Here is a 23706-nt window from a genome sequence, read left to right as displayed (position 1 = left end):
ATTTAGGACCGAGTTCATTATACAATGTTCTTTACCATTTGAGAAGTCTAACATCAGTCATCTGTCATTTTCTCGTTCTCAGCTCTCAATCTGAGTACTTCACGCTCCGCCCAATTAGAGGGCTCACGCTCAAACACGCTCGGGATATTGTTCCATCGTCCACCCGTATATTGATGGATGACGATTTGAGAGTGGATTTCCTCTTGGTTACTGTCCCGTTTGACGTATACATATCGTCCGTCGGAGCGTTGTCTCCTTGCTTTCACATTATCGACAAGTTGAAGGGCGAGCATATCCTTAATGTACGTTTTATGACCGGTGTCGAGGATCGGGAACAAAATCTCGATCCGTTTTTTCATATTTCGAGTCATCCAGTCGGCAGACGAGCAGTAGAGGTCTTCTTTCCCGTTTTGATAAAAGTAAAAGATACGGGAATGTTCAAGATAGCGGTCGACAATCGAGATGACGCGGATGTTTTCGGACACGCCTTTGATTCCCGGTCGTAGACAACAAATCCCGCGAACAATCAAATCGATTTTGACGCCTGCCTGCGAGGCATCGTACAGTTTCGTAATAATATCCCGGTCGGTGACCGAATTCATTTTGGCGACGATCCGTCCGTTCCCGTATTTCTCATGCAGTTTGATCTCATCTGCGATTTTATCCAGGAAGAAGTCTTTCATATCGTCAGGCGAAGTCTCGAACTGGTGCCAGGATGGCCGCTCTCCGTAACCGGATAACCAGTTGAAGAAGTTCGTCGCATCCTCTGCCAGCTCTTCGTTTGTCGTCAATAATCCGATATCAGTGTAAAGCTTGGCGGTGGAATCGTTATAGTTGCCGGTTCCGAGATGTACGAAACGTTGAAGTACGCCGCCTTCAAGCACCCGGACGACGAGTGTGATTTTGGAGTGGGTTTTCAAATCTTTGTAGCCATAGATGACGTGGGCGCCTGCTTTTTCAAGTTGTTTCGCCCACTGGATATTTTTCTCCTCGTCAAACCGTGCCTTTAATTCAACGAGGACGGTCACTTGTTTTCCGCTTTCTGCCGCATCGGTGAGTGCTTTGATGATCGGTGAATCACCGGAAACACGATAAAGCGTCTGTTTGATCGCCAATACTTTCGGGTCTTTTGCCGCTTGGGCGATGAAGCGGACGATTGGATCAAACGAGTGGTATGGATGATGCAATAAGTAATCTTGTTTGAGGACACTCTCGAACAAGTCTTTTCCGGACTCGAGTCCTTCCGGAATGAACGGAATGAGCGTCTCATTAATCATGTCGTCGTATTCCATTCCGATTTGGCTGTAAATCCCGAACAGGAACGTCAAATCGATCGGGCCATCGACGATAAAGATATCACGGTCATGCAGGTCGAGGACGTCCTGTAGCATGAACAACAGTTCTTTTCTGAGCGAACGCTGCTGAACTTCGAGACGGATTGCGACGCCGTACCGGCGTTTTTTCAATTCTTTCTCGATTTGTTTCAAAACGTCACGGCTGCCTTCCTCGTGGAACGGCATATCTGCGTTCCTGGTGATACGAAACGGCATGGTCGACTCTACGACAAAACCTTTGAAGAGCGACTCGATAAATTGAATGATCAAGTCTTCGAGCAGAATCAAGTCGGTATGTTCTTCCTCGTCCGTCGGTAATTCCAAGTAACGGGGCAGGACAGACGGCACTTGAACGAGCGCCAGTCGTTTCTTGCCCTCATCTTTAGAGGCGATCTCGACGGCGATGTTCAAGGACTTGGACAGGAGCATCGGGAACGGTCGGTAGGCGTCGACTGCAATCGGCGTCAGGACCGGGAAGACGTGCGTGCGGAAATACTCTTTCACGAAATCGAGTTGTACTTTATTCAAGTGCTTTGGTCGTAGGAAACGGACATGTTCCGCCGCCAACTGCTTCGTGATTTTTTTGTAGGTTGTGTACTGCAAGTCGACGAGTTCTTGTGAGCGTGTCGAGATGGCTTTGATTTGTTGTTTCGGCGTCAGACCGGTCTTATCCTCCGGTCGGTTGAATCCGGCCAATACCTCATCTTTCAAGCCGCCGACTCGGACCATATAAAACTCATCCAAATTCGAACTGAAGATGGCGAGAAATTTTAACCGCTCCATTAACGGATTCCGGTCATCGATCGCCTCTTCTAAGACACGTGCATTAAAATCTAACCAGCTGAGCTCCCGGTTATTAAAATGGTCGGTCGTATAGTTCGTCATTCGTCCTCCTCCTCATCCACTTGAATGTCGATGGATTGGTCGATGGCTCGCTCTAAATGTTTTTTGTGACGAGTACTTCGTTGCAGTTCGAACCGTGCCGAGCCGTTAGTCTGAAGGGTGAACGTCAGTCCGTCTTTTGAGGACGTGATGTCGATGTCGGTGACGACCTGGCGTTCGGTCAGGTCGAGCGCATCAACGAGTTTCACGATGGCCCCTAACAGCTCCAGACTCTTGAGTAACTTTGAATCGAACCATTTCGGGAATGCTTCGATGTGTTGTTCGAGCAGGCGACGAGATTTAAACGAAGTGACGAGGGCAAGGGCGAGCCGGTCCTCGTTGTTCATTCCTTTGAAATCATTCGTCGTGATCAAATGGAAGGTATGGTCACTCTTGTTATTATGATCGATATATTCTCCGACATAAGCGAGCCGGCAGGCCCCTTCCAATAAACCAGGCTCGAACGGTTTTGGTTTAATGGCTTTTATTTCGATGAGTCCGGTATAAATCTCTCGGGCGAGATGGATCAGATGCTGGTGTCGTTCCTGGTCCACATCATATTGTTTCTCGAAATGACGAAAGCTCTCTTCTTTCACATCGGCGAAACGGACTTCATCGTGTGCGTGCAGATAATTCTCGTAAAACAGTCCTTCCCGGAGACCGTTGTTGCTCATCGTGAATTCGGGAACTTTTAAATACCGGGCAAGTTCGCCGATCGCGGTCACGGCAGGGGCGATGATGTCGACACGATCTTTTGAAAGTCCATCGAGTCGGCCGAGCTGTTTACTCGACATCCCGACGAGCTCATCGACCACTTCCTCGAGTTGATCGGCAGAAATCGTATATTGATGGATCCCCTCTAGCGGGAAGTTCGACATCGTCTGTTCAACCCGGACCAGGTTTCGGGCGGTTCCTCCGACACCGACGAGCGGGACGCCGTGTGGTTCGAGCCAATCAATCTCTTTAAAGGATTTCTTTAAGAAGGAAACTAAGTCTTTTCGTTCATCTTTCGACATCGTGTCGTCCTTCATGAAATCTTTCGTCAACGTGACGGCGCCGAACGGGAAACTATGATAAAAGACGAGTTCGCGGTTTTGGAAATAGGTGACTTCCATCGAGCCACCCCCGATGTCAACGGAATAACCGTCTTCGATATAGGTCGAATTGATGATGGCGGAATACCCGTAGTAGGCTTCTTCGTAGTCACTCAATAAACGAATGGAGATTCCTGTCTCCTGCTCGACTTTTTCTAGAATGGTGTCTGAGTTATTCGCATTCCGAATCGCGGCGGTCGCAACAGGGATTGTTTCGGTGACACCATGATAGTCGTTCAATTCTGAGAAATGTTGAAGCGTTTCGATTAAAGTGGAGATTCCTTGCTCGGTCAGTTCATTCGCATCGTCAATATGGCTCGAAAGACGAGCGACTTCCTTGACGTTCAGACGTTCAAAATATTGTCCGTCTTCATTTATTTCAAAAATTACGTTTCGAATCGAGTTGGACCCGATATCGATGACTGCTAGTTTCTTATCCACAGAACCATCTCCTCCTTATTAGTAGTGTATCCAACAATGGGTAGTCCGAAAACGATGAATCGTGGAATATTTATATTTTTAGTATGAACGAAAGAAGACCGACTTGATGCAAATCCTGATCTTCTGTATAATACAATCGCTAAGCAAGTAGAAATGATTACGATTTAGAAGATGAGAGAAGGGATGAGATGACAACTTCAGTCGTCAAGCTGGACCACGTGTCCTATTATTACGATGGCACGCCTGCATTAAAAGACGTGTCGATTGATATCCGCCAAGGCGATTTTGTAGCAATCGTCGGAGAAAATGGATCGGGGAAATCGACATTGATTCGTACCATTCTCGGATTATTGACGCCTCAGTCGGGGACCGTTGAATTGTTCGGTCGTCCGATTGCCCAATTTAAAGACAAGTCTCGTATCAGTTACGTTTCCCAAAAAGCGGCTTCTTTTAACTCGGGATTCCCGGTTACGGTGGAAGAGGTAGTAGCGATGGGACGATACGGTCGCCTCGGACTATTTAAACGATTAAAGATGGAAGATAAGGCTGCGATTCAAAATGCGCTTGAAACGGTCAATATGTGGCAATTCAGGCATCGGAAAATCGGGGACTTGTCAGGTGGGCAGCAACAACGGGTCTTCATCGCCCGCGCGATGGTCAACCAACCGGACTTATTGATTTTGGATGAGCCGACGGTCGGGGTAGACCAAAAGCACTTACGCGATTTTTATGAGGTTCTTCATATGCTTCGTGAGCATACGACGTGCACGTTTGTGCTCGTGACCCATGACTTGAACGTCGTGACCGATCTCGTGACCAAAGTCGTTCATTTAGACCGGGGACAGATGGCGTGTAACTGTGGCTTGAAGGAATACAGTGAGTTGGGACAGCTCGCCTCGATCAAGCCGTACCCGGTAAAAGTACTGGTGCATGAGGGCACGACATGATCGCAGAACTATGGACCTACAGTTTTTTGCGTTATGCGTTCATCGCGGCGGTCGTGATCGGATTCACGGCTCCCTTGATCGGTTCGTTCGTCGTCGTCCGGCGAATGAGCCTGATCGCGGATGCGTTGTCGCACGTGACGCTTGCCGGTATATCGTTTAGTTTATTTCTGGGACAATACCTTGCCTTCTTCATGGATTTAAATCCACTCTATATGGGAACGCTTATTTCTGTCCTGGCGGCTCTCGGGTTGAATTGGTTAAGAGGCAAATATGTCCACTTTCAAGAACTCTCGATTCCAATCATGATGTCTGCAGGAATGGGATTCAGTGCCATCTTTATTTCGTTGTCTCGTGGGTTCTCAGTTGATTTGTCGACCTTGTTATTTGGTTCCATCTCGGCAGTGAGTCAGTCGGACATCGTGCTAATCGTCAGTGTGGCTATCATTACGTTAACCGTCATCCTCACGTTCTACAAACAGCTGCTCTTTTTGTCGTTCGATGAGGAACAGGCCAAAGTATCAGGTCTTCCAAGCCGATGGCTACACGCGCTCTTCATGTTTGTCGTGGCGCTCGTCATCGCGGTCAGCATGCGGATCGTCGGGACGTTGCTCGTGTCGAGCCTGATCACGCTTCCGGTCGCGGCCGCGCTCCGTTTCACGTCGAGCTTTAAACAGACGATCCTTTGGGCAATCGTATTTGGAGAGCTGGCGACGATTGGCGGGCTCGTCTTGGCGTACGACCTCGATGTCGCGCCGGGCGGGGTGATTGTGCTCATTGCGGTCGCTATTTTAGCGACTGTCATGTTGCTTGAAAAAGTGATGTCTGTTCGGAAAAAGGAGGTACGTCATGAATGAAACGGAGCAATTGAATCGTCTGCGCTCCTCGTCCTTGAAAGTGACCCCGAAACGAATCGAAATGTATGCGTATCTAGCAGGGGAAGAACGCTATATTAGTGCCAAAGAAGTGCTCGACTATATGCGGGCGAAACATCCGACGATGAGTTTTGACACGGTATACCGCAACCTGAAATCTTTCGCTGAAGAAGGGTTGATTGAAGCGACGGAATTAAACGGTGAGAAATCATTTCGGGTGACGTGTAGTGCCACGCATCATCACCATCACTTGATTTGCCGCGGCTGTGGCAAGACGAAACTGCTCGATTTATGCCCGATGCGCTATGTTGAGACGGTCGACCCGGAATTTGAAGTGGTGGACCATAAATTTGAGATATACGGGTATTGTAAAGAATGTAAGCTTGAGGGATTGAATTGATTCAATCCCTTTTTTGTACATATAGAGAGGAGATGAGTCGATGATCTATACAGCGGAAGAAATCAAAACAATCGATCAAAATGCGATTCGTAACGGACTACCCGAGAATGTGTTGATGGAACGGGCTGCCTCAGCACTTGCCGGAAAACTCGACATCGAGGCGGATGCCACGATTCTCGTGGTTTGCGGACGGGGGAACAACGGGGGCGATGGTTGGGTCATCGCCCGGGAATTAACCCATCGCGGACATCGCGTTTACGTATGGGCACCTCTAGGAGAAGGGAAGTCGGAAGCGGCACAGACACACGCGGCGTATGCCCGGAAGTTTGTACAAGTGATCGATGAACCGTTCCGCTGTGATTATATCGTCGACGCTCTATTCGGAATCGGACTATCCGGTGCAGTGACCGGAAAAGGACGAGACATCATTTCGTGGATTCGTGACCAGGACGCAACGGTCATTTCGGTTGATGTGCCTTCCGGCATCCCGAGTGACGATGCGACACAATTTGACGGATTCGCTGTCCGGGCATCGCAAACATACTCGCTACACGGATATAAGCGGAGTGCATTTCTCAATAAAACGGCCCCTTACTTTGGAGAGCTTGAGCTGGTGGACATCGGATTAACGAATACGTCCTCGTGGAAAGTGTTGGAGGAACGGGACTTTGACCGCACTCTATTAACACGGGAGCGGTTCAGTCATAAGACGGACTATGGGCACGGTCAGTTGATCGGAGGGAGTCGGCATCTTCTCGGCGCACCGTTTTTAGCAGGGAAGGCAGCATTGAGAGCGGGGGGCGGTCTCCTTGATCTCATGATTCCTAGAGAAGCATACAGGCTAGCTTCAAGTTTGCCTGAGGCGATGTACTACGAACAGGGGGACTTTAGCACTCGAACATATGATGCCGTGGCCATCGGGCCGGGGATGGTGGAAGGCGATGTACTCGAGCAGCTTTGGAAAACAGTACGACAACAGAACATCCCTTTGATTGCGGATGCAGGCGCGTTGTCCTCGAAGCGTCTTGAAGCCTATGGTCCGCTCACGTTGACACCCCATCCGGGCGAGTTTTCCCGTCTCACCGGAAAATCGGTTGAAGAAATCGAAGCAGACCGGTTCGGGGTAGCGATTGACTTTGCGAGGTCCCATCACATTCATCTCGTGCTGAAAGGGACCTATACGCTCATCGTCTCCCCGGATGGCTCTGGGGCCGTAAACACGGTAGAAGCCTCCGCACTTGCGAAAGGAGGCAGTGGGGATGTGTTGACGGGCATTCTCCTGGCACTATGGTCACGAAGAGACCGTGAAACTGCAACTTGGAATCCGAATGAACAAGCGGTCCTTTGGCATGCGCTGGCTGCACAAGAAGCGAGCCGGTCCATTCATCCGGCGAGCATACTCGCCAGTGATGTGATTGACGCGCTTGGACGTATATAAAAACTGCACCCTGCCTCTACTGTATGAAGTGGCGGTGGTGCAGTTTTTGATTATCGTCTATTGAAAAATAAAGATTGCTCAAGTTGATTGACGTGGTGATGGGCTTCTTTCCAGGAAGAAATTCGTCTCACTCCTTCAGGAAGCGGCTTTCGATTGTACGGGGCGTCAAATAACAGGACGGGGATTGACGTTTCTTCGTGAATGGATACGGCGTTCTCGTAGCGGTCTTCCATAAATAAATCGAGTGACAGGTCCTTCACGACGCCAACTTTATCGTGACTTCCCGTCATTACGAGAGAATCGAGTGGGAGAGCGTGTCGCTGAATCCATTCTTCCGTGACGGACCGGACAGCCTCGCTCCGTGCTGTCACGTAATGGAGGTGGTGATGCTGGCGCATATTCCATAGTACGTCGTTGACTTCGGTGTGTGGGAGAGAACTGCGGTAGATCGCTTCTTCATGACCATGCTCCACCATGAACTTCCAAAAATCATGTTGAGACATGTTCGTATACGTATGAAGTTCGTACTCCGTCGCCTGCTGATAATCGATTGCGTATCCGAGCGAATCATTCATATATAGAAAACAACTTTTAGGATCGGTAACCGTACCGTCCAAATCAATGCCGATTTGCATCAAATCTCCTCCTCACATGACCTCTATTCTATCAAAAACCCGCACGGTTGCAACCGTGCGGGAAAAAGGTTCATTATTTGGATTGATTCGCGAGTTCTTGTTCTTCTCGCTCACGTTCTGCCAACTTTTCAGCAGCGATCGCATCAATCTCTTTTTTCAACTCTTCGACCATCGTCGCCTCAGGTACTTTGCGGATAATCTTACCGTGGCGGAAGAGGAGTCCTTCATTACGGGCACCAGCGATTCCGATGTCAGCTTCACGTGCTTCCCCCGGACCGTTGACGGCACAGCCGAGCACTGCGACTTTGATGTTCACGTTAATGTTTTGGATATATTCCTCGACCTCTTTGGCGATTGAAATCAAATCGATTTCAATGCGACCGCATGTCGGACACGAAATGAGGGTCGCGGCGTTTGCGGCCAAGCCGAATGATTTGAGTACTTCTTTTGCGACTTTGACTTCTTCGACCGGGTCATCCGAAAGCGAGACGCGGACTGTCGACCCGATTCCGAGTGACAGGATGGCACCGAGTCCTGCTGCTGACTTCAACGAACCCGAGAACAATGGACCAGACTCTGTGATTCCGACGTGAAGCGGATAATCGAACGTCTTCGCTGCGAGGGTGTACGCCTCGAGCGCAAGGTTTACATCCGATGCCTTCAACGAGATGATCGTGTTATAGAAGCCCAAGTCTTCAAGGATTTTGACGTGGTGCATCGCACTTTCAACCATTCCTTGAGCCGTCGGATAGCCGTACTTCTCAAGGAATTGCTTCTCGAGGGATCCGGCGTTGACACCGATTCGGATTGGGATGCCTTTTGCTTTCGCGGCATTCACGACAGCCTCAACTTTCTCGCGACGTCCGATGTTACCCGGGTTGATTCGAATTTTATCGACGCCGCTCTCGATTGCTTTTAAAGCAAGTTTATAGTCGAAATGAATGTCGACGACGAGCGGGATATTGATCCGGCTTTTAATTTCGGCGAGTGCATCTGCCGCGCGTTCGTCAGGACAAGCGACACGAACGACTTGGCAACCGGCCTCTTCTAAACGTTTGATTTCTGCGACAGTCGCTTCGACGTCGTGAGTTTTTGTCGTCGTCATTGATTGAATGATGACTTCATTCGATCCCCCGATGATCAAGTTACCGACTCGAATCGGGCGTGTTAATGAACGATGCAAAATTTCTGACATATACGTAATCTCCTTCTTTTGGAAAGGTTCCAATCGATTTAAGATGATGGGTTTCTACATTATCATATCGAAAAGCATGTGAAAAAGCATCTAGGATGCGCCATCAATGTGTGCTCTTAACAAACTCTAACGCTATCTTAACATCTACTTCATAATTTTCCACCGTCTTTAGACCGATATATACACGAAACTAGATAAAGAGGTGACCCAGTTTGGAGTGGAAACGAAAACCATCACTTAGTATACCCGTTCAGGAGAAGAATAGGCAGAGAAGGTATTTAAAAATGGCCCATCGTCTGCAATGGACGTTAATGCCATTCGTGTTGTTCATCTTTACCCTCACATTTGGCTGGTTCGCCATGAAGTCTGAGCAACTGCTGTCAGATGAGATTGAGAATCGGTTAGTACGAGAAGTGACGGTCATGCGTGAATCGGTAAAGACATCATACAGTGCCCATGTAGCCAACGAAAAAATGTTAAATCGATCACTGAAATCTAATTATATGCAACAGGCTTCAATTTTATCGGGGGACGGGATGGAGGCTAGCCAATACTGGATTCGAGATGAAGCGACTGAACAGTTGACCGGCAAGCAAGGTCTCGTGGAGGACCCACAAAAATTGATGGAATATGCTTCAACTCGTCCAATAGTGAACGAAAGTGAAAAATTGTTCATTGCAACTGTTCGAATTCCGGAATTGAATGCGACGTACGCGCTTGTCGTCACAAAGCAGTCTGTCCTTGGACCGATGAATGAATTGAGACAGACGATGCTACTAGGATTTTCTGCAGGGATGTTTTTGATTATGTTGTTATTTTCTCGATTGATTCAGAGGGAAGTAAAACCGTTGGCTCAATTAGCCGACACGTTGCGGAGTGCGGTCGAGACGCGGAAATTCTCTGTCGTTCCATTGGCCGGTAAATCAAAGGAGATTCACACGTTGGAATCTGAGTTTAATACATTCATTTCATTATGGAATAAATCACTCTTGACGATGGGAGAAACTTCACGGGCGTTTAAGAAAAGTTTACCGATGTTTCAGCGTCAACTCTTGAGTACAGAAGAACAGGTGAACCACTTTAAAGAAGTCGCAAGCACGGTTGAACATACGAGTGCATCTTACCAGCATTTTTCAATCAGTTCTTCAGAAAATATGAATCAAGTCGCAAAGCAAATTGATCAGTTACGTCAGCAAATAATTGAGGTGAATCGGCGCGGAGAACAACTGAGAATGAACCTGCATCGGGAAATGGATTCATTCTATTCTGTAAAAACGGTAAGTGAAAACGTAGAACAAAAAATTGAGGCGATTCAACAGCAATTGGTCGAAAGCGAATCAAATTCAAATCGGGCCGATGAGGCTTTGAAAAATATTTTAGCAGTTTCCGCTTCAACAAAAATGTTAGCTCTCAATGCCTCAATCGAAGCAGCACGAGCTGGGGAACAAGGGAAGGGGTTTGCTGTCGTTGCAAATGAAGTCGGAAGTTTAGCGAAGATGACGAACGAATCCACTTTACTTGCGGTTACTGCAATTGAAGCATTGCGAAAAGAACGTGATGATCTACTAGCGGAAGTAACTGATTTCATTCACGACATTCACCAGTTAAAAATGGCGATTCGTCAGGTTGAAGCTGGAATTAACACCATTGATCAAAACTTAAAAGAGCAATTAGTTGAATTTCACACGATTACAACCCACACAGCACAGACAGGGGAAAATTTGAATCAGGTTACAAATTCGACTGAGGAGTTGAAAGAAATCAGTACCAGTCTCGAGCATAAATTGGTTGCCTTGAACGAAGGAATTCATCACTGGACAGAAGTTCAAGAGTCATTGCATCTTACAGGAACGACATTAAGTGCTCAAAGTGATCAATTAAATGAGATTTTATCTGAATTGTCTCCCGTATGAATTACAAAAAAAGCCGAGATTCCCGTTATGTCCGGGAGCCTCGGTTTTTCTTTATTGGGATTTGAGTAAGTGGATATCCGACATAATAAAGCAGGATGGGAGCAGGTACCCAACTATATATAGGTAACCATTGAAAAAGGAGAACCATTAAAAAGGTCGGGACGAGAGTCATCGCTACAGCATATGGCCATGCTTGACGATATGGCCAGGCGCGTTTCATTCTGATCCGGGTGAGCAGTTGAACGAGCAGCGCAATACAGGCGACCCAAATCAAATAGAAGAAAAAGACCGCGAATCCATGTAAGAACAGCCACATCGGTATGAAGAAGTCAGGTCGTAGAAATAAAAAGTCCATCAACGTGACAATGACAGTAAAGACAAAAGTCGCTCCCATATAGGCATGAAGCGGCGCGAGACGAAGGCGCAATACCTGCTTAGCCGGATAAAGGCTCAGGCGTAAAAACGTTAAAATGCTAGAAAACATATAAAAGCTCCTATCTGTATTATTACAGTTGTGTAAAAGTGTGCGGGATTAGTACAGTATTTTAATAAAACCTTTACATAAAACGTATTTACATCGAGTGGAGGATGAAGGCATAATGAGTAGGGCAATAAAAACCAAGCAAATCCAACCAATTCTTAATAAAAAGGAGTACAAACATCGTGGAATTACAAGAAATGTTATTCATGTTTTTTGGAGGTTTAGGGATCTTCCTCTTCGGTATCAAATCGATGGGAGACGGACTCCAAAAGTCTGCAGGTAACCGCCTGCGCGATATCCTTGATAAGTATACAACGAATCCGTTCCTCGGGGTACTAGCCGGGATTATCGTAACGGTATTAATTCAGTCTTCTTCAGGTACAACGGTTATTACAGTCGGACTTGTTAGCGCCGGCTTCATGACATTACGTCAAGCGATCGGTGTCATCATGGGGGCGAACATCGGTACAACGGTAACGGCCTTCATCATCGGTTTCGATGTTGGTGAGTATTCACTTCCAATGATCGCGGTCGGTGCCGTACTTCTTTTCTTCTTTAAGAAAGAACGCTATCAGCACCTCGGACAAGTTATCTTCGGTCTTGGTGCGTTGTTCTACGGATTAGAATTGATGGGTGACGGAATGCGTCCGCTTCGCTCAAGTGAATATTTCATCGACTTAACACAATCGATGAGTGACAACCCGTTCCTCGGTGTCATCGTCGGTACAGTTTTCACAGTCATCGTTCAATCATCTTCAGCGACAATCGGGATTTTGCAAGAGTTGTACTCAGGCGGTTCAATCGACCTTGGGGCTGCACTCCCAGTATTGTTCGGTGATAACATCGGGACAACGATTACAGCCATCTTGGCTTCAATCGGTGCATCGGTTGCGGCTCGTCGTGCAGCTGCGGCACACGTCATTTTCAACTTGATCGGGACGACAATTTTCTTAATCTTGCTCATTCCGTTCACGAACTATATTTACTGGATCACAGACGTGTTAGCGCTAGAAGACAAAATGCAAATCGCATTTGCACACGGTACGTTCAACGTTGCCAACACATTGATTCAATTCTGGTTTATCGGTTCGATTGCTTGGCTCGTTACGAAACTCGTTCCTGGTGAAGATTCAATCGTGGATACGAAAGCACAACATTTGGATCCGATTTTCATCCAACAATCACCTTCGATTGCTGTCGAGCAAGCTAAATATGAAGTCATCCGCATGGGAGATTTCGCGAAACTCGGACTTGATGAGGCACGTAACTACTTGATGACAGGCGATAAGAAGCATTCTGAGAAATCAGCGCACATCGAAGAGGCATTGAACTCATTGAATGCGAAGATTACAGATTACCTTGTTAAATTGGCTGCTGTTGATTTGACGGAGAAGGAATCACAAGAGCATAAGACACTCATGCATGCAATCAACGACATCGAGCGAATCGGTGACCACGTTGAAAACATCATCGAGTTGATCGATTATAAGACGGCTACGAAAGTGACACTTTCAGCAGATGCTCAAAAAGAATTGACTGAAATGTATGACCTTACACGCGAAACGCTTGAGAAGTCACTTCAAACGTTGGCGAGCGGAGATATGGTCGAAGCACGTAAAGTCATTGAGATGGAAGCGAAACTCGACATGCTTGAGCGACAATTCCGTAAAAATCACGTTGTCCGCTTGAACACAGGGGCTTGTGATGGACAAGCAGGTATGTTCTTCGTCGATATGCTCTCGAACCTTGAGCGAATCGGTGACCATGCGATGAACATCACTGAAATCACATTAGAAGATTCTAACGAAGCAACGGTTTAAGCATTCTTAACATTCCGGCGCCACCGCGCACCGGAATGTTTTTTTGTTTGGTTGGTAAGGAATTTCACTTGACACTATACAGGCGATTCAGTATATTATTACTGTATAACAACATGGCGGTGTAGCTCAGCTGGCTAGAGCGTACGGTTCATACCCGTGAGGTCGTGGGTTCGACTCCCTCCGCCGCTATTTATAAGGACCCTTAGCTCAGCTGGTTAGAGCAGACGGCTCATAACCGTCCGGTCGTAGGTTCAAGTCCTACAGGGTCCATTTGTAACGGCTTTCATGATATGAAAGTCGTTTTTTTGTTTTCAAAAACGGTCGGGTGGGTAAATACTCGTTAGCATTTTGTTTTTTGAAAAATACGAAATGAGGCGAACATAATGGATCGAAATTACACCATGATGCAGTTTTTTGAGTGGCACGTCGAAGCGGACCAAAAACATTGGAAGCGGTTAAAAGACCGCGCGAAAGAACTGAGCGATGTGGGCATTACCGCGTTATGGCTCCCGCCGGTCACGAAAGGACAAAGTTCTGAAGATACCGGTTACGGAATATATGATTTATATGATTTAGGCGAATTTGACCAAAAGGGATCAATTGCGACGAAATATGGAACAAAAGAAGAGTTGTTAGAAGCCACGAAGTACTGTCAGCAGGAGCTCGGGATGCAAATTTATATGGATGTCGTGATGAACCATAAAGCTGGCGCCGATGCGACTGAAAAATTCCTCGTACAAGAAGTGGACCCGAATGACCGGACGAGAGTGTTATCTGAAGAGCCATTCGAAATCGAGGGTTGGACAAAATTTGATTACGCGGTTCGGGATGGAAAATATTCTTCGTTCAAATGGAATTTTCATCACTTCAACGGAACGGATTATGATGCCGCAAATGACCGGACAGGCATTTTTTTCATTCTAGGCGAGAATAAAAAATGGAATGACAATGTGGACAATGAGTTCGGGGTTTATGATTATCTCATGTTTGCGAATATTGATTACCATCATCCTGAAGTGAGAGAGGAAGTGCTCAATTGGGGGAAATGGCTCATCGAGGAGACAAAATGTGACGGATTTCGTCTCGATGCGATCAAGCATATCAACTATGACTTTGTGAAAGAGTTCAGTCAGACGATGCGTGGAGAAAAGGACTATGAGTTTTACATGGTCGGGGAGTTTTGGAAGTCAGAGCTCGATGCCTGTCGTGAGTTTTTAGATAACATCGATTATCACGTGGATCTATTTGATGTGCCGCTTCATTACAATTTACATCAAGCCTCCGTGGAAGGGGCGTCATATGACATGCGGACCATTTTTGACGATACGCTCGTTCAATCCCACCCGCTTCATTCGGTCACATTTGTCGATAATCATGATTCGCAACCCGAGGAGGCGCTCGAGTCATGGGTGCAGGATTGGTTCAAACAAATCGCCTACGGTCTGATCCTTTTACGAAAAGATGGCTATCCATGTGTCTTTTACGGGGACTATTACGGAATTAACGGACCTCATCCGACTGATGGGATGAAGCTGGCGATCGATTCACTGCTTTATGCACGATGTGAGAAAGCTTATGGGCAACAAGATGATTACTTCGACGACCCACACGTCATCGGGTGGGTGCGTCGTGGCGTAGAAGAAATCGACCGTTCAGGGTGTGCCGTTCTCATTTCAAACGAAGAAGAAGCTGAAAAAACGATGTTTGTGGGGGAAGAACGTGCCGGGGAGGTATGGGTCGACCTGACAAATACACTTGAAGACACGATTGAGATTGACGAAGAGGGAAATGGGGTATTTAAAGTGGCGGCGGGGTCTATTTCGGTTTGGGCCTTACCGGAAGTAGACGTTGTAGAATAGAGCATTACAATTGAGTCAGGTGTCACAAATCTGTTACATTTAAAACGAACGATGTTCAAAACAATTTTAAGGGGGATTTTAGTTATGGCTAAATTTGAATTACCACAACTTGATTACGCATATGATGCACTCGAACCACACATTGACGCACGCACGATGGAAATCCACCACACAAAACACCACAACACTTACGTGACGAACGTGAACAACGCGCTCGAAGGAAAAGATGTGGAGTACACTTCACTTGAAGACCTACTTCAAAAAATCGATTCGCTTCCTGCTGACATTCAAACAGCGGTCCGTAACAACGGTGGCGGTCACTGGAACCACTCTTTCTTCTGGAAGTTGTTGAAGAAGAATGAGAACGGACAGCCAACAGGTGAACTCGCAGCAGCAATCGATGAAGCATTCGGAAGCTTCGATGCATTCAAAGAAGAGTTCACGAAAGCAGCGACAACTCGCTTCGGTTCAGGCTGGGCATGGCTTGTCGTGAAAAACGGCAAACTCGAAGTGACGTCAACACCAAACCAGGACTCACCGATCATGGAAGGTGTTCAACCGATCCTCGGACTTGATGTTTGGGAGCACGCTTACTACTTGAACTATCAAAACCGTCGTCCTGACTACATCAATGCGTTCTTCCACGTCATCGATTGGGATTATGTTGGAACACTTTACGCTGACGCAAAATAACGGCGACGCACCCGGGATTCTTCAGGAATCTCGGGTTTTTTCTTGCTTTTAATTATTTTGTAAACAAATTATGATATAGTGAAAAACGGACAAAAAAGAAGCTTACACTTTCCATATATATTAATAGAAGGAACTGCATGGGGAAGGAGTTAACGGAATTGGCTAAAAATCGTGTGAAAGTGCCGAAGAAACGGCGCAACCACTTGCCATTACGGTTGAATTTGTTATTTTTCATCGTCTTTATCTTGTTTGCGACCTTGATCTTTCGATTAGGGGTCGTACAAATCGTGAATGGTGAACTGATTGCTCGTGAGGTCCAAAAGACCGAGTCGAGCAAAATTAAATATGAAGTGCCACGCGGGAAGATTTATGACCGGAACGGTCGTGTACTCGCGGACACGATTTCAAACTACTCCATCATGTATCGTCGCTCCCAAGTGACGAAAACCGATGAGCGGTTAGATGTCGCCAAAAAATTGGCGGAAATCGTCGAGATTCCTGAAAAAGACCGAAAAATGACGGAACGAGACCGGAAGGATTATTGGATCGCCACCAATCCGGAACTCGCACAAGAACGGTTGAAGTCTTTGTTGGCGGATTTACCGGAAGAGGAACGGGCCGCTTTGTCAAACCAGGAAGTGGACCGTCTCCTGTTAGATTCCATCACGGAAGCAGAGATTACGTTTGATGATGCGACAGAAGAAATCATCGCCATCAAACATAATATGGAGAGCGGTTATGCGCTTGACCCGCAAGTCATTAAAATCGGCGCCTCTCCTAAAGAAATCGCAGTCATCGAGGAGAACCTCGAAATGCTTCCAGGTGTCAGTGTCGAGCCTTATTATCAACGTGCCTATCCGTTCGGGGATACGTTCAAAAGTTTCTTAGGGAGCTATCGCCAAATTCCTGCGGAACAACGTGCCTCTTACCAGGCGAAAGGCTATGGATTGAACGATCGCGTCGGAACGTCATATTTAGAGCAACAATATGAAGAAGTGCTTCGCGGTACACCAGCCTACGACGTCTTCACGACTTATAAAGGGGAACCGGTCGGGGAACCGACGCGCGTCAGCGGGAATCCAGGAAAAGATATCGTCTTATCAACGGATATCGAATTCCAAAAACAAGTCGACGAGATTTTGAAAAAAGCAATCCGGGCAGGCCGGGCAACCAGCCCGCATTTCGAGCGTGCCTTCGCGGTCGTGATGAATCCGAAGACAGGCGAATTGCTCGCTTTGTCCGGACAAGAACTGGATTTAGAAACGAATGAATTTAGAGACGTGTCGACAGGAACCGTACTTCGCGCGAGCCAAATCGGGTCGACCATTAAGGGTGCGACCGTTGCATACGGATTCGAGGAAGGTGTCGTCAAACCGGGAGAATATATTTATGATGCACCGATTCGAATCGGGTCTTCGTTAAAATCTTCTTACCGGAACATGGGAAACATTAATGATTTAGACGCGCTCGCGATGTCTTCAAACATTTATATGTTCCAAATCGCACTTCGCCTTGCCGACTACTATTCGACCGGGCAAATTGTCGGTGAGAATGTTACGCAAGCCTTCAATACGATGGAGCATTACTATAAACAATTTGGTTTAGGGATTGAAACGGGAATCGATCTTCCGTACGAGTCCATCGGGTTCCGCAGTGTGCCGGACCGTGTCACGCTCCTTATGGACATGGCAATCGGTCAGTTCATTTCTTATACACCGATCCAACTCGCTCAGTATACGTCTGCTTTAGCAAATGGGGGGTATCGTGTACAACCTCATCTATTAAAAGAAATTATTGAGCCGGGATCGCTTGATGAAAAAAACAAACAAGTCGTGAACACGTTCCAACCAAACGCACTGAACAAGGTCAACATTCAAGATGAGTATATCGAGCGTGTCCGGGAAGGGTACCGTCAAGGCGTCGAATCATCATCAGGTTCTTCCCGCATTCTCCAACTGACCGGTATGACGGCGGCTGGGAAAACGGGGACGGCGCAAGCCATCGCCGAAGGGTCAGACGGACAGGCAAAACGAGACAGCAGTGGGGCACCTATTAAGACGCTCAACTCGAACCATGTCGGGTGGGCACCGTTCGAAGATCCTGAAATTGCTTGGGCAATCATCATGCCGGGCATGGAAGGGGAAGGCATCAATACACGTGTCGCCCACGATATCATGAAAGCATACTTCAATTTAGAAGATGTGAATGCGATGTTGCAATAAGAGAAGTCACTTCGGTGGCTTCTTTTTTCGTCTTTACAATTCTTTAACGTTCCGTTTATTTCTCGTTAATAGTAGTTTATTAGGATGTTAATTGTAGGACAGAACAACGGATCTACAACACAAATCAAAGCAAACTCAAGGAGGACGTCACAAATGTCTTGGATGAAAAAATCAGCTGTACTCGCATCAATCACTTCAGTCGCACTCGTAGGTGCTGCTTGTGGAAACGATGAAGGAAATGGTGCTACCGACGGTGACGCACTTTCAGGTAAAGTCGTCATGGACGGATCATCAACTGTATTCCCAATCATGGAAGCAGTCGCTGAAGAATATTCAATGGAACAACCGGATGTAGAAGTGACAGTAGGTGTCTCTGGTACAGGTGGTGGCTTCAAACGTTTCGTAACGGGTGAAACGGACTTCTCAAACGCTTCGCGTGAAATCAAAGAAGAAGAAGCTGCTCAAGCTGAAGAAAACGGTGTAGAATACACACAACTCGCAGTCGCGCTTGACGGACTTTCACTCGTCGTGAACCCGGAAAACGATTGGGCAAAAGATATTACAATGGAAGAATTGAATAAAATGTGGACTGACACAAGCGTGAAAACGTGGAAAGATGTTCGCTCTGACTGGCCAGCCGAAGAAATTTCATTCTTCGCACCAGGTAAAGATTCAGGTACGTACGACTTCTTCGATGAAAAAGTACTCGACGGAGCAGATATCCGCCAAGACTCACAATTGTCTGAGGATGACAACGTACTTGTAACAGGTGTCGCTGGTACGAAAGGTGCAATCGGATTCTTCGGTTTCGCATACTACGTTGAGAACCAAGACACGCTTCGCGCATTGAACGTAGAAGGCATTGAGCCAACTCACGAAACAATCAACGACTTGTCTTACCCACTCTCACGTGAAATCTTCACGTATGTTAACAACGCTTCATTGAAAGATAAAGAACAAGTTGCAGATTTCGCACGCTTCATGAACGAAAACGCAGCTGACCTTTCTGAAGAAGTTGGATACGTCAAGATGGAACAAGCACGCTATGATGAGAACGCTAAAGTGATCGATGAGATCGCAGGCGAGTAAAGATGACAGATGGCTGAAGGTGAGGGATTCTCTCACCTTCTCGCCATGCTTTCTAGTATGAAGAGGTAGGGAGCGATACACGAGATGAATGAACAAAAAAGAGAGCTCTCGATTCGAGAGATGATTCAACAAAACAAACAAAAAAAATATAGTCAAACCAATGTGTTTGATAAAGTTATGCCGTTCTTATTATTCTTGAGCGCACTCGTTTCCGTGATCACGACAATCGGAATCGCGTTTACGCTCGGGTTTGAACTGTTCAAGTTCTTTGAACGGGTACCTGTGTCTGAGTTTCTTGGAAAAACAGAATGGTATCCAATGAGTGCCGACCCGCGTTTCGGGGTGTGGGCGCTTGTGATGGGAACACTCCAGATTACTCTGATCGCAATGGCTGTTGCGATACCGTTCGGCTTAGCTTCGGCAATTTATTTGAGTGAGTACGCCACTGAACGGGCGCGTCGTATTCTTAAACCAATCTTAGAGGTGTTGGCAGGAGTTCCGACGATCGTATTCGGATTTTTTGCGTTGTCTTTCGTCACGCCAATCCTTAAATCGTTGATTCCAGGATTGCAGATTTATAACGCCTTGAGTCCAGGGATTGTCGTCGGAATCATGATCATCCCTATGATTGCCTCGATCTCTGAAGATGCGATGAGCGCTGTCCCAAGAAAAATTCGTGAAGGTGCCCTCGGATTGGGTGCGACACGTTTAGAAGTTGCTGTTAAAGTGGTCATGCCTGCCGCATTGTCGGGAATCATCGCTTCGATCGTGCTCGGAATGAGCCGTGCAATCGGAGAAACGATGATCGTGACAATTGCCGGTGGTTCACAACCGAACTTCGAATTCAATCCACTGAATGCGATTCAGACGATGACTGCGTATATCGTTCAAATCGCCAAAGGGGATGCAGGATACGGGACAATCGAATACTACAGTATCTATGCGGTCGGTGCATTGCTCTTCGTGTTCACGCTCTTGATGAACGTGTTTGCGAACTGGGTGACGCGTCGCTTCAGAGAGGAGTACTAATATGGCATTACCGAACAGTGAGTTCAAGAATGACAAGAACCTGATTGATCGGGAGACGGTATCCAAACGAATTAAAATGCGTCTCCAGATGAATGAAGTGTTTAAATATGTATTTATGGCAGGATTGGTGTTTGCGCTCGTCGTCCTGTCGACGTTGATTTATGACATCGTCACGAAAGGGGCGGGATGGGTCGACCTCGACTTCTTGCGTAACTTCCCGTCACGTCGCGCTGAACGTGCAGGACTTTATCCGGCATTGATTGGAACACTCTGGTTGATGGGTCTCATCATTCCAATCGTCTTCGTGTTAGGTGTCGGAGCCGCGATTTATTTGGAAGAATATGCCCCAAAGAATCGCCTGACGTCTTTCATTGAAGTGAATATTTCGAACTTGGCCGGTGTACCGTCAATCGTGTTCGGTTTACTCGGATTGACGCTCTTTGTTCGAGCGATGGCACTTGGAAACTCGGTCATTGCGGGGGCACTCACGCTGGCGCTCATGAGTTTACCAATCGTCATCGTCGCTGCACAAGAGTCACTGCGCTCGGTCAAACAAGAGTTGCGTCACGCTTCCCTTGGTCTTGGTGCATCAAAATGGCAAACGACATTCAATGTCGTCTTACCTTCAGCGCTACCGGGAATCATCACAGGGATCATTTTATCGGTGTCCCGTGCAATCGGTGAAACAGCACCTTTGATCATGGTAGGGGCAGCTACGTTTATTTCGACAACACCTAGCGGAATCTTTTCAGATTTCACCGCATTACCGATTCAAATTTACAACTGGACAGGTCGTCCACAGGCAGAATTCCAAAACTTGGCAGCTGCCGGCATTATCGTCCTAATGACAGTCTTGATCGCTATGAACTCGGTCGCGATCTATATTCGGAACAAATACTCAAACCGAAACTGACTTGATGAGTAGTTGAATGAGGAGGACGCTCGAGATGATGAAACAAGAAGAGCTCAAAAAAGGAGATCATAACGTGAATACAACAACGACAGAACCGATGACAACAGAGATGAAAAAAGATAGCGCCTATGTCGTAAATAACTTGAACTTATGGTATGGCGAAGATCAGGCATTGATCGATGTCAACCTGGATATTAAAAAGAACGAAGTCACAGCAATCATCGGTCCATCTGGATGCGGGAAATCGACGTTCATCAAAACGTTGAACCGAATGGTAGAACTTGTCCCGACGGTCCGTACGAACGGGGAGATTCTTTATCATGGACGCAACATCTTCGACCGTGGATATAAGGTAGAAGATTTGCGCACATCGGTTGGGATGGTATTCCAGCAACCGAACCCGTTCCCGAAATCAGTCTACGACAATGTCGCGTACGGTCCCCGTACACACGGCATTAAAAATAAAAAAGTGTTGGACGAGATTGTCGAACGTTCGTTACGTGGTGCGGCAATTTGGGATGAAGTAAAAGATCGCTTGCACGAGAATGCTTATGGCTTATCGGGTGGTCAACAGCAACGTCTTTGTATCGCACGTACACTCGCAATCGAACCGGACGTCATCTTGATGGACGAACCGACTTCGGCACTTGACCCAATCTCTACATTAAAAGTAGAAGAACTCGTTCAAGAGTTGAAAGAGAAATACTCAATCATCATCGTAACGCACAACATGCAACAGGCTGCCCGTGTTTCAGATAAGACGGCATTCTTCTTGAACGGAGAAGTCGTTGAGTTCGACGTAACGGATAAGATTTTCTCAAATCCATCTGATAAACGGACTGAAGACTATATTTCTGGCCGTTTCGGTTAAGGAGGAGAATAGATTTATGGCACAAAACCGTACTTTCTTTGATGCAAAATTAGTGGAATTAGAAGATAAAGTCGTTCGTCTAGCCAACTTGACAATGCGTCAGACGGCAACTGCGATCGAAGTACTCGAGAAACATGATCTTGAACTGGCGAAGACGGTCATCGACAATGACAACGAACTCGACGACTTGGAGTTGACGATTAACGATGAAGCCATCCTGCTCATCGCGAAACAGCAACCGGTCGCGACGGACTTGCGCCGTTTGATCGTTACGATGAAATCGGCGACGGATTTGGAACGGATCGCAGACTATGCGACGAACATCGCCAAGGCTGTTTCACGAATTGAACACGTCCCTTATTTACATGACATTCAACCGCTCAAACAGATGGCGGAGCAATTGATCGACATGCTGGAATTGGCGACACGTGCTTACCGTAAAGGGGAAGTGAGCCGCGTCCGTGAGTTGAATGAGATGGACCGTGTCATCGATGAAATCAACTTAAGAGTCATTCAGCAATACATCGGAAGCCTGCCGGGAATGACCGAAGGCACGAACGATGTATACGAATTCTCTAACATCGCACGCTACTTGGAGCGCATGGGCGACCATGTAACGAACTTCGGAGAGCACTTGATTTTCCTTGAAAAAGGGAAGCATTATGATTTAAATCAATAAGATTAGTGGTAAAGAACAACAGAGATGTTGTTCTTTATTTTTTTGTGCAGGATTTTATATGTGATGAGCGAATAGTAGTCTACATGGATTTTTTCATGAAGGGAGCCCAAAAAAGATGGAAGAGAAGATTGTTTCCTTGAAACAACAAGGATTAACGTTAAAACAGATTGCGGCAGAGCTTGACGTCCCGATTGGTAAAGTCCAATATGCGTGGCGGAAATGGAGGTCGCAGCAAGCAGCCTCTGATCCGAAAGAGGAATCGACCACATCGAAACAGGCGAATCAGAAACGATCGGTGCCAAAGTCACCGAAAAAGAAAGCGGCTCAACCGCTCGCACCGTCGAGTCAACAAATCGCCTCGACCCGTGAGGAAGTGAGTGAGGTACGTTCTCCTTTACTGGAGAAAGGTCCGGAAGGGTATTGGAAACTGCCTGACCGGTATAACCGTGACTTCATGCATGCGGTCGTCCAGTCCCCGAATGCGGTATATGTCTGTTGGGAAGTATCCGACCTGGTCAAGGAGACACTGGAACTGCAATTCATGCGTCCGTGGGAAGAATTACCGAAAGCTTTTCGGATTCTTGACGTGACGTTGCTCGATTATATGAGCGGTCACTCGAATCGTTCCTATACGTTCGATTTACCGGAGATGACAAACAGCTGGTTTGTCCGTCCACTCGATCCGAATACGACGTATGTATTTGAATTCGGGATTCGGACGATGGAAGGTGAATTTTTACCGATTGTCGCTTCGAGTCCACTCGATACACCACGCGATGAACCGGCAGGAGTCGGTCGATTTGCCGAGCCGGTCCGCCGTTGGCAATTCGGGGAAGTGGATGCACCGGAGTTACTCGATACGTTACCTAAATATTCTGCATACCGATTCGTACGTTAAG

At 47.0% G+C, this 23706-nt stretch carries 20 protein-coding genes and 2 tRNA genes; 17 read left to right on the top strand and 5 right to left on the bottom strand.

The window, feature by feature from the left end; all coding sequences use genetic code 11:
- Positions 1–53: 53 nt before the first annotated feature.
- Positions 54–2219, bottom strand: coding sequence for an RNA degradosome polyphosphate kinase (locus KNP03_RS01940; RefSeq protein WP_214824412.1), 2166 nt, complete (start codon positions 2217–2219; stop codon positions 54–56).
- The gene (locus KNP03_RS01935) at positions 2216–3751 is read right to left on the bottom strand and encodes a Ppx/GppA phosphatase family protein (RefSeq protein ID WP_214824411.1); all 1536 of its coding nucleotides are present in this window, start codon (positions 3749–3751) and stop codon (positions 2216–2218) included. Before KNP03_RS01935 ends, KNP03_RS01940 begins: the two co-directional genes overlap by 4 nt.
- A gap of 188 nt (positions 3752–3939) precedes the next feature.
- Between KNP03_RS01935 and KNP03_RS01930 the strand changes: the two genes are divergently transcribed.
- The 4 genes from KNP03_RS01930 to KNP03_RS01915 are packed head-to-tail and all read left to right on the top strand — an operon-like array spanning position 3940 to position 7408.
- Positions 3940–4698, top strand: a complete 759-nt coding sequence (locus KNP03_RS01930; RefSeq protein WP_214824410.1) for a metal ABC transporter ATP-binding protein — start codon at positions 3940–3942, stop codon at positions 4696–4698.
- Positions 4695–5552 carry a metal ABC transporter permease gene (locus KNP03_RS01925; protein ID WP_214824409.1) on the top strand — a complete coding sequence of 286 codons (858 nt, stop codon included), beginning with the start codon at positions 4695–4697 and terminating at the stop codon, positions 5550–5552. The genes KNP03_RS01930 and KNP03_RS01925 overlap by 4 nt, the downstream gene beginning before the upstream one ends.
- Positions 5545–5970 carry a Fur family transcriptional regulator gene (locus KNP03_RS01920; protein WP_214824408.1) on the top strand — a complete coding sequence of 142 codons (426 nt, stop codon included), beginning with the start codon at positions 5545–5547 and terminating at the stop codon, positions 5968–5970. Before KNP03_RS01925 ends, KNP03_RS01920 begins: the two co-directional genes overlap by 8 nt.
- Before the next feature lie 40 nt (positions 5971–6010).
- Complete coding sequence (locus KNP03_RS01915; RefSeq protein ID WP_214824406.1) at positions 6011–7408, top strand: NAD(P)H-hydrate dehydratase; 1398 nt, start codon at positions 6011–6013, stop codon at positions 7406–7408.
- 50 nt (positions 7409–7458) lie between these two features.
- On the opposite strand, the gene KNP03_RS01910 is transcribed toward KNP03_RS01915, so the two are convergent.
- Both KNP03_RS01910 and ispG read right to left on the bottom strand, forming a co-directional pair.
- Positions 7459–8043 (bottom strand): hypothetical protein, encoded by a 585-nt coding sequence (locus tag KNP03_RS01910; protein ID WP_214824403.1) that lies wholly within the window; start codon positions 8041–8043, stop codon positions 7459–7461.
- A gap of 73 nt (positions 8044–8116) precedes the next feature.
- Positions 8117–9238 (bottom strand): flavodoxin-dependent (E)-4-hydroxy-3-methylbut-2-enyl-diphosphate synthase, encoded by a 1122-nt coding sequence (gene ispG / locus KNP03_RS01905; RefSeq protein WP_214824400.1) that lies wholly within the window; start codon positions 9236–9238, stop codon positions 8117–8119.
- A gap of 284 nt (positions 9239–9522) precedes the next feature.
- Between ispG and KNP03_RS01900 the strand changes: the two genes are divergently transcribed.
- Complete coding sequence (locus KNP03_RS01900; RefSeq protein WP_214824397.1) at positions 9523–11151, top strand: methyl-accepting chemotaxis protein; 1629 nt, start codon at positions 9523–9525, stop codon at positions 11149–11151.
- Positions 11152–11176: 25 nt separating this feature from the next.
- On the opposite strand, the gene KNP03_RS01895 is transcribed toward KNP03_RS01900, so the two are convergent.
- Entirely contained in the window at positions 11177–11635 is a 459-nt protein-coding gene (locus KNP03_RS01895; protein WP_214824395.1) for a hypothetical protein, read from the bottom strand.
- 194 nt (positions 11636–11829) lie between these two features.
- Here KNP03_RS01895 and KNP03_RS01890 point away from each other — a divergent pair, with 194 nt between their 5' ends.
- From KNP03_RS01890 to KNP03_RS01835, 12 genes are all read left to right on the top strand, one after another.
- Positions 11830–13452, top strand: coding sequence for a Na/Pi cotransporter family protein (locus KNP03_RS01890; RefSeq protein ID WP_214826167.1), 1623 nt, complete (start codon positions 11830–11832; stop codon positions 13450–13452).
- 115 nt (positions 13453–13567) lie between these two features.
- Positions 13568–13641, top strand: a tRNA-Met gene (locus tag KNP03_RS01885).
- Positions 13642–13648: 7 nt separating this feature from the next.
- Positions 13649–13722, top strand: a tRNA-Ile gene (locus KNP03_RS01880).
- A 113-nt stretch (positions 13723–13835) separates the two neighbouring features.
- The gene (locus tag KNP03_RS01875; RefSeq protein WP_214824392.1) at positions 13836–15311 is read left to right on the top strand and encodes an alpha-amylase; all 1476 of its coding nucleotides are present in this window, start codon (positions 13836–13838) and stop codon (positions 15309–15311) included.
- Positions 15312–15395: 84 nt separating this feature from the next.
- Positions 15396–16004, top strand: a complete 609-nt coding sequence (locus KNP03_RS01870) for a superoxide dismutase (RefSeq protein WP_214824388.1) — start codon at positions 15396–15398, stop codon at positions 16002–16004.
- Positions 16005–16141: 137 nt separating this feature from the next.
- Complete coding sequence (locus KNP03_RS01865) at positions 16142–18226, top strand: peptidoglycan D,D-transpeptidase FtsI family protein (RefSeq protein ID WP_240544409.1); 2085 nt, start codon at positions 16142–16144, stop codon at positions 18224–18226.
- A 153-nt stretch (positions 18227–18379) separates the two neighbouring features.
- Positions 18380–19315, top strand: a complete 936-nt coding sequence (locus KNP03_RS01860; protein ID WP_214824385.1) for a PstS family phosphate ABC transporter substrate-binding protein — start codon at positions 18380–18382, stop codon at positions 19313–19315.
- 84 nt (positions 19316–19399) lie between these two features.
- Positions 19400–20344, top strand: coding sequence for a phosphate ABC transporter permease subunit PstC (gene pstC, locus KNP03_RS01855; RefSeq protein WP_214824383.1), 945 nt, complete (start codon positions 19400–19402; stop codon positions 20342–20344).
- Between the two features lies 1 nt (position 20345).
- Positions 20346–21257, top strand: coding sequence for a phosphate ABC transporter permease PstA (gene pstA, locus KNP03_RS01850; RefSeq protein ID WP_214824380.1), 912 nt, complete (start codon positions 20346–20348; stop codon positions 21255–21257).
- 97 nt (positions 21258–21354) lie between these two features.
- Complete coding sequence (gene pstB / locus KNP03_RS01845) at positions 21355–22128, top strand: phosphate ABC transporter ATP-binding protein PstB (protein ID WP_240544449.1); 774 nt, start codon at positions 21355–21357, stop codon at positions 22126–22128.
- A 16-nt stretch (positions 22129–22144) separates the two neighbouring features.
- Positions 22145–22807, top strand: a complete 663-nt coding sequence (gene phoU / locus KNP03_RS01840) for a phosphate signaling complex protein PhoU (RefSeq protein ID WP_214824367.1) — start codon at positions 22145–22147, stop codon at positions 22805–22807.
- Positions 22808–22922: 115 nt separating this feature from the next.
- The gene (locus KNP03_RS01835) at positions 22923–23705 is read left to right on the top strand and encodes a DUF4912 domain-containing protein (RefSeq protein ID WP_214824365.1); all 783 of its coding nucleotides are present in this window, start codon (positions 22923–22925) and stop codon (positions 23703–23705) included.
- Position 23706: the final 1 nt, after the last annotated feature.

Source organism: Exiguobacterium algae (assembly GCF_018617875.1).
GTDB classification, from domain to species: domain Bacteria; phylum Bacillota; class Bacilli; order Exiguobacteriales; family Exiguobacteriaceae; genus Exiguobacterium; species Exiguobacterium algae.
This window is presented reverse-complemented; position numbering and strand designations above follow the sequence as displayed.

Coding starts and splice junctions, on each gene's coding strand:
- KNP03_RS01940 (WP_214824412.1), bottom strand. CDS start 2,219: ATGACGAACTATACGACCGACCATTTTAATAACCGGGAGCTCAGCTGG.
- pstA (WP_214824380.1), top strand. CDS start 20,346: ATGGCATTACCGAACAGTGAGTTCAAGAATGACAAGAACCTGATTGAT.
- KNP03_RS01890 (WP_214826167.1), top strand. CDS start 11,830: ATGTTATTCATGTTTTTTGGAGGTTTAGGGATCTTCCTCTTCGGTATC.
- KNP03_RS01860 (WP_214824385.1), top strand. CDS start 18,380: ATGTCTTGGATGAAAAAATCAGCTGTACTCGCATCAATCACTTCAGTC.
- KNP03_RS01895 (WP_214824395.1), bottom strand. CDS start 11,635: ATGTTTTCTAGCATTTTAACGTTTTTACGCCTGAGCCTTTATCCGGCT.
- KNP03_RS01870 (WP_214824388.1), top strand. CDS start 15,396: ATGGCTAAATTTGAATTACCACAACTTGATTACGCATATGATGCACTC.
- KNP03_RS01925 (WP_214824409.1), top strand. CDS start 4,695: ATGATCGCAGAACTATGGACCTACAGTTTTTTGCGTTATGCGTTCATC.
- KNP03_RS01865 (WP_240544409.1), top strand. CDS start 16,142: ATGGGGAAGGAGTTAACGGAATTGGCTAAAAATCGTGTGAAAGTGCCG.
- pstC (WP_214824383.1), top strand. CDS start 19,400: ATGAATGAACAAAAAAGAGAGCTCTCGATTCGAGAGATGATTCAACAA.
- KNP03_RS01910 (WP_214824403.1), bottom strand. CDS start 8,043: ATGCAAATCGGCATTGATTTGGACGGTACGGTTACCGATCCTAAAAGT.
- ispG (WP_214824400.1), bottom strand. CDS start 9,238: ATGTCAGAAATTTTGCATCGTTCATTAACACGCCCGATTCGAGTCGGT.
- KNP03_RS01900 (WP_214824397.1), top strand. CDS start 9,523: ATGGCCCATCGTCTGCAATGGACGTTAATGCCATTCGTGTTGTTCATC.
- pstB (WP_240544449.1), top strand. CDS start 21,355: ATGACAACAGAGATGAAAAAAGATAGCGCCTATGTCGTAAATAACTTG.
- KNP03_RS01930 (WP_214824410.1), top strand. CDS start 3,940: ATGACAACTTCAGTCGTCAAGCTGGACCACGTGTCCTATTATTACGAT.
- phoU (WP_214824367.1), top strand. CDS start 22,145: ATGGCACAAAACCGTACTTTCTTTGATGCAAAATTAGTGGAATTAGAA.
- KNP03_RS01835 (WP_214824365.1), top strand. CDS start 22,923: ATGGAAGAGAAGATTGTTTCCTTGAAACAACAAGGATTAACGTTAAAA.
- KNP03_RS01920 (WP_214824408.1), top strand. CDS start 5,545: ATGAATGAAACGGAGCAATTGAATCGTCTGCGCTCCTCGTCCTTGAAA.
- KNP03_RS01875 (WP_214824392.1), top strand. CDS start 13,836: ATGGATCGAAATTACACCATGATGCAGTTTTTTGAGTGGCACGTCGAA.
- KNP03_RS01915 (WP_214824406.1), top strand. CDS start 6,011: ATGATCTATACAGCGGAAGAAATCAAAACAATCGATCAAAATGCGATT.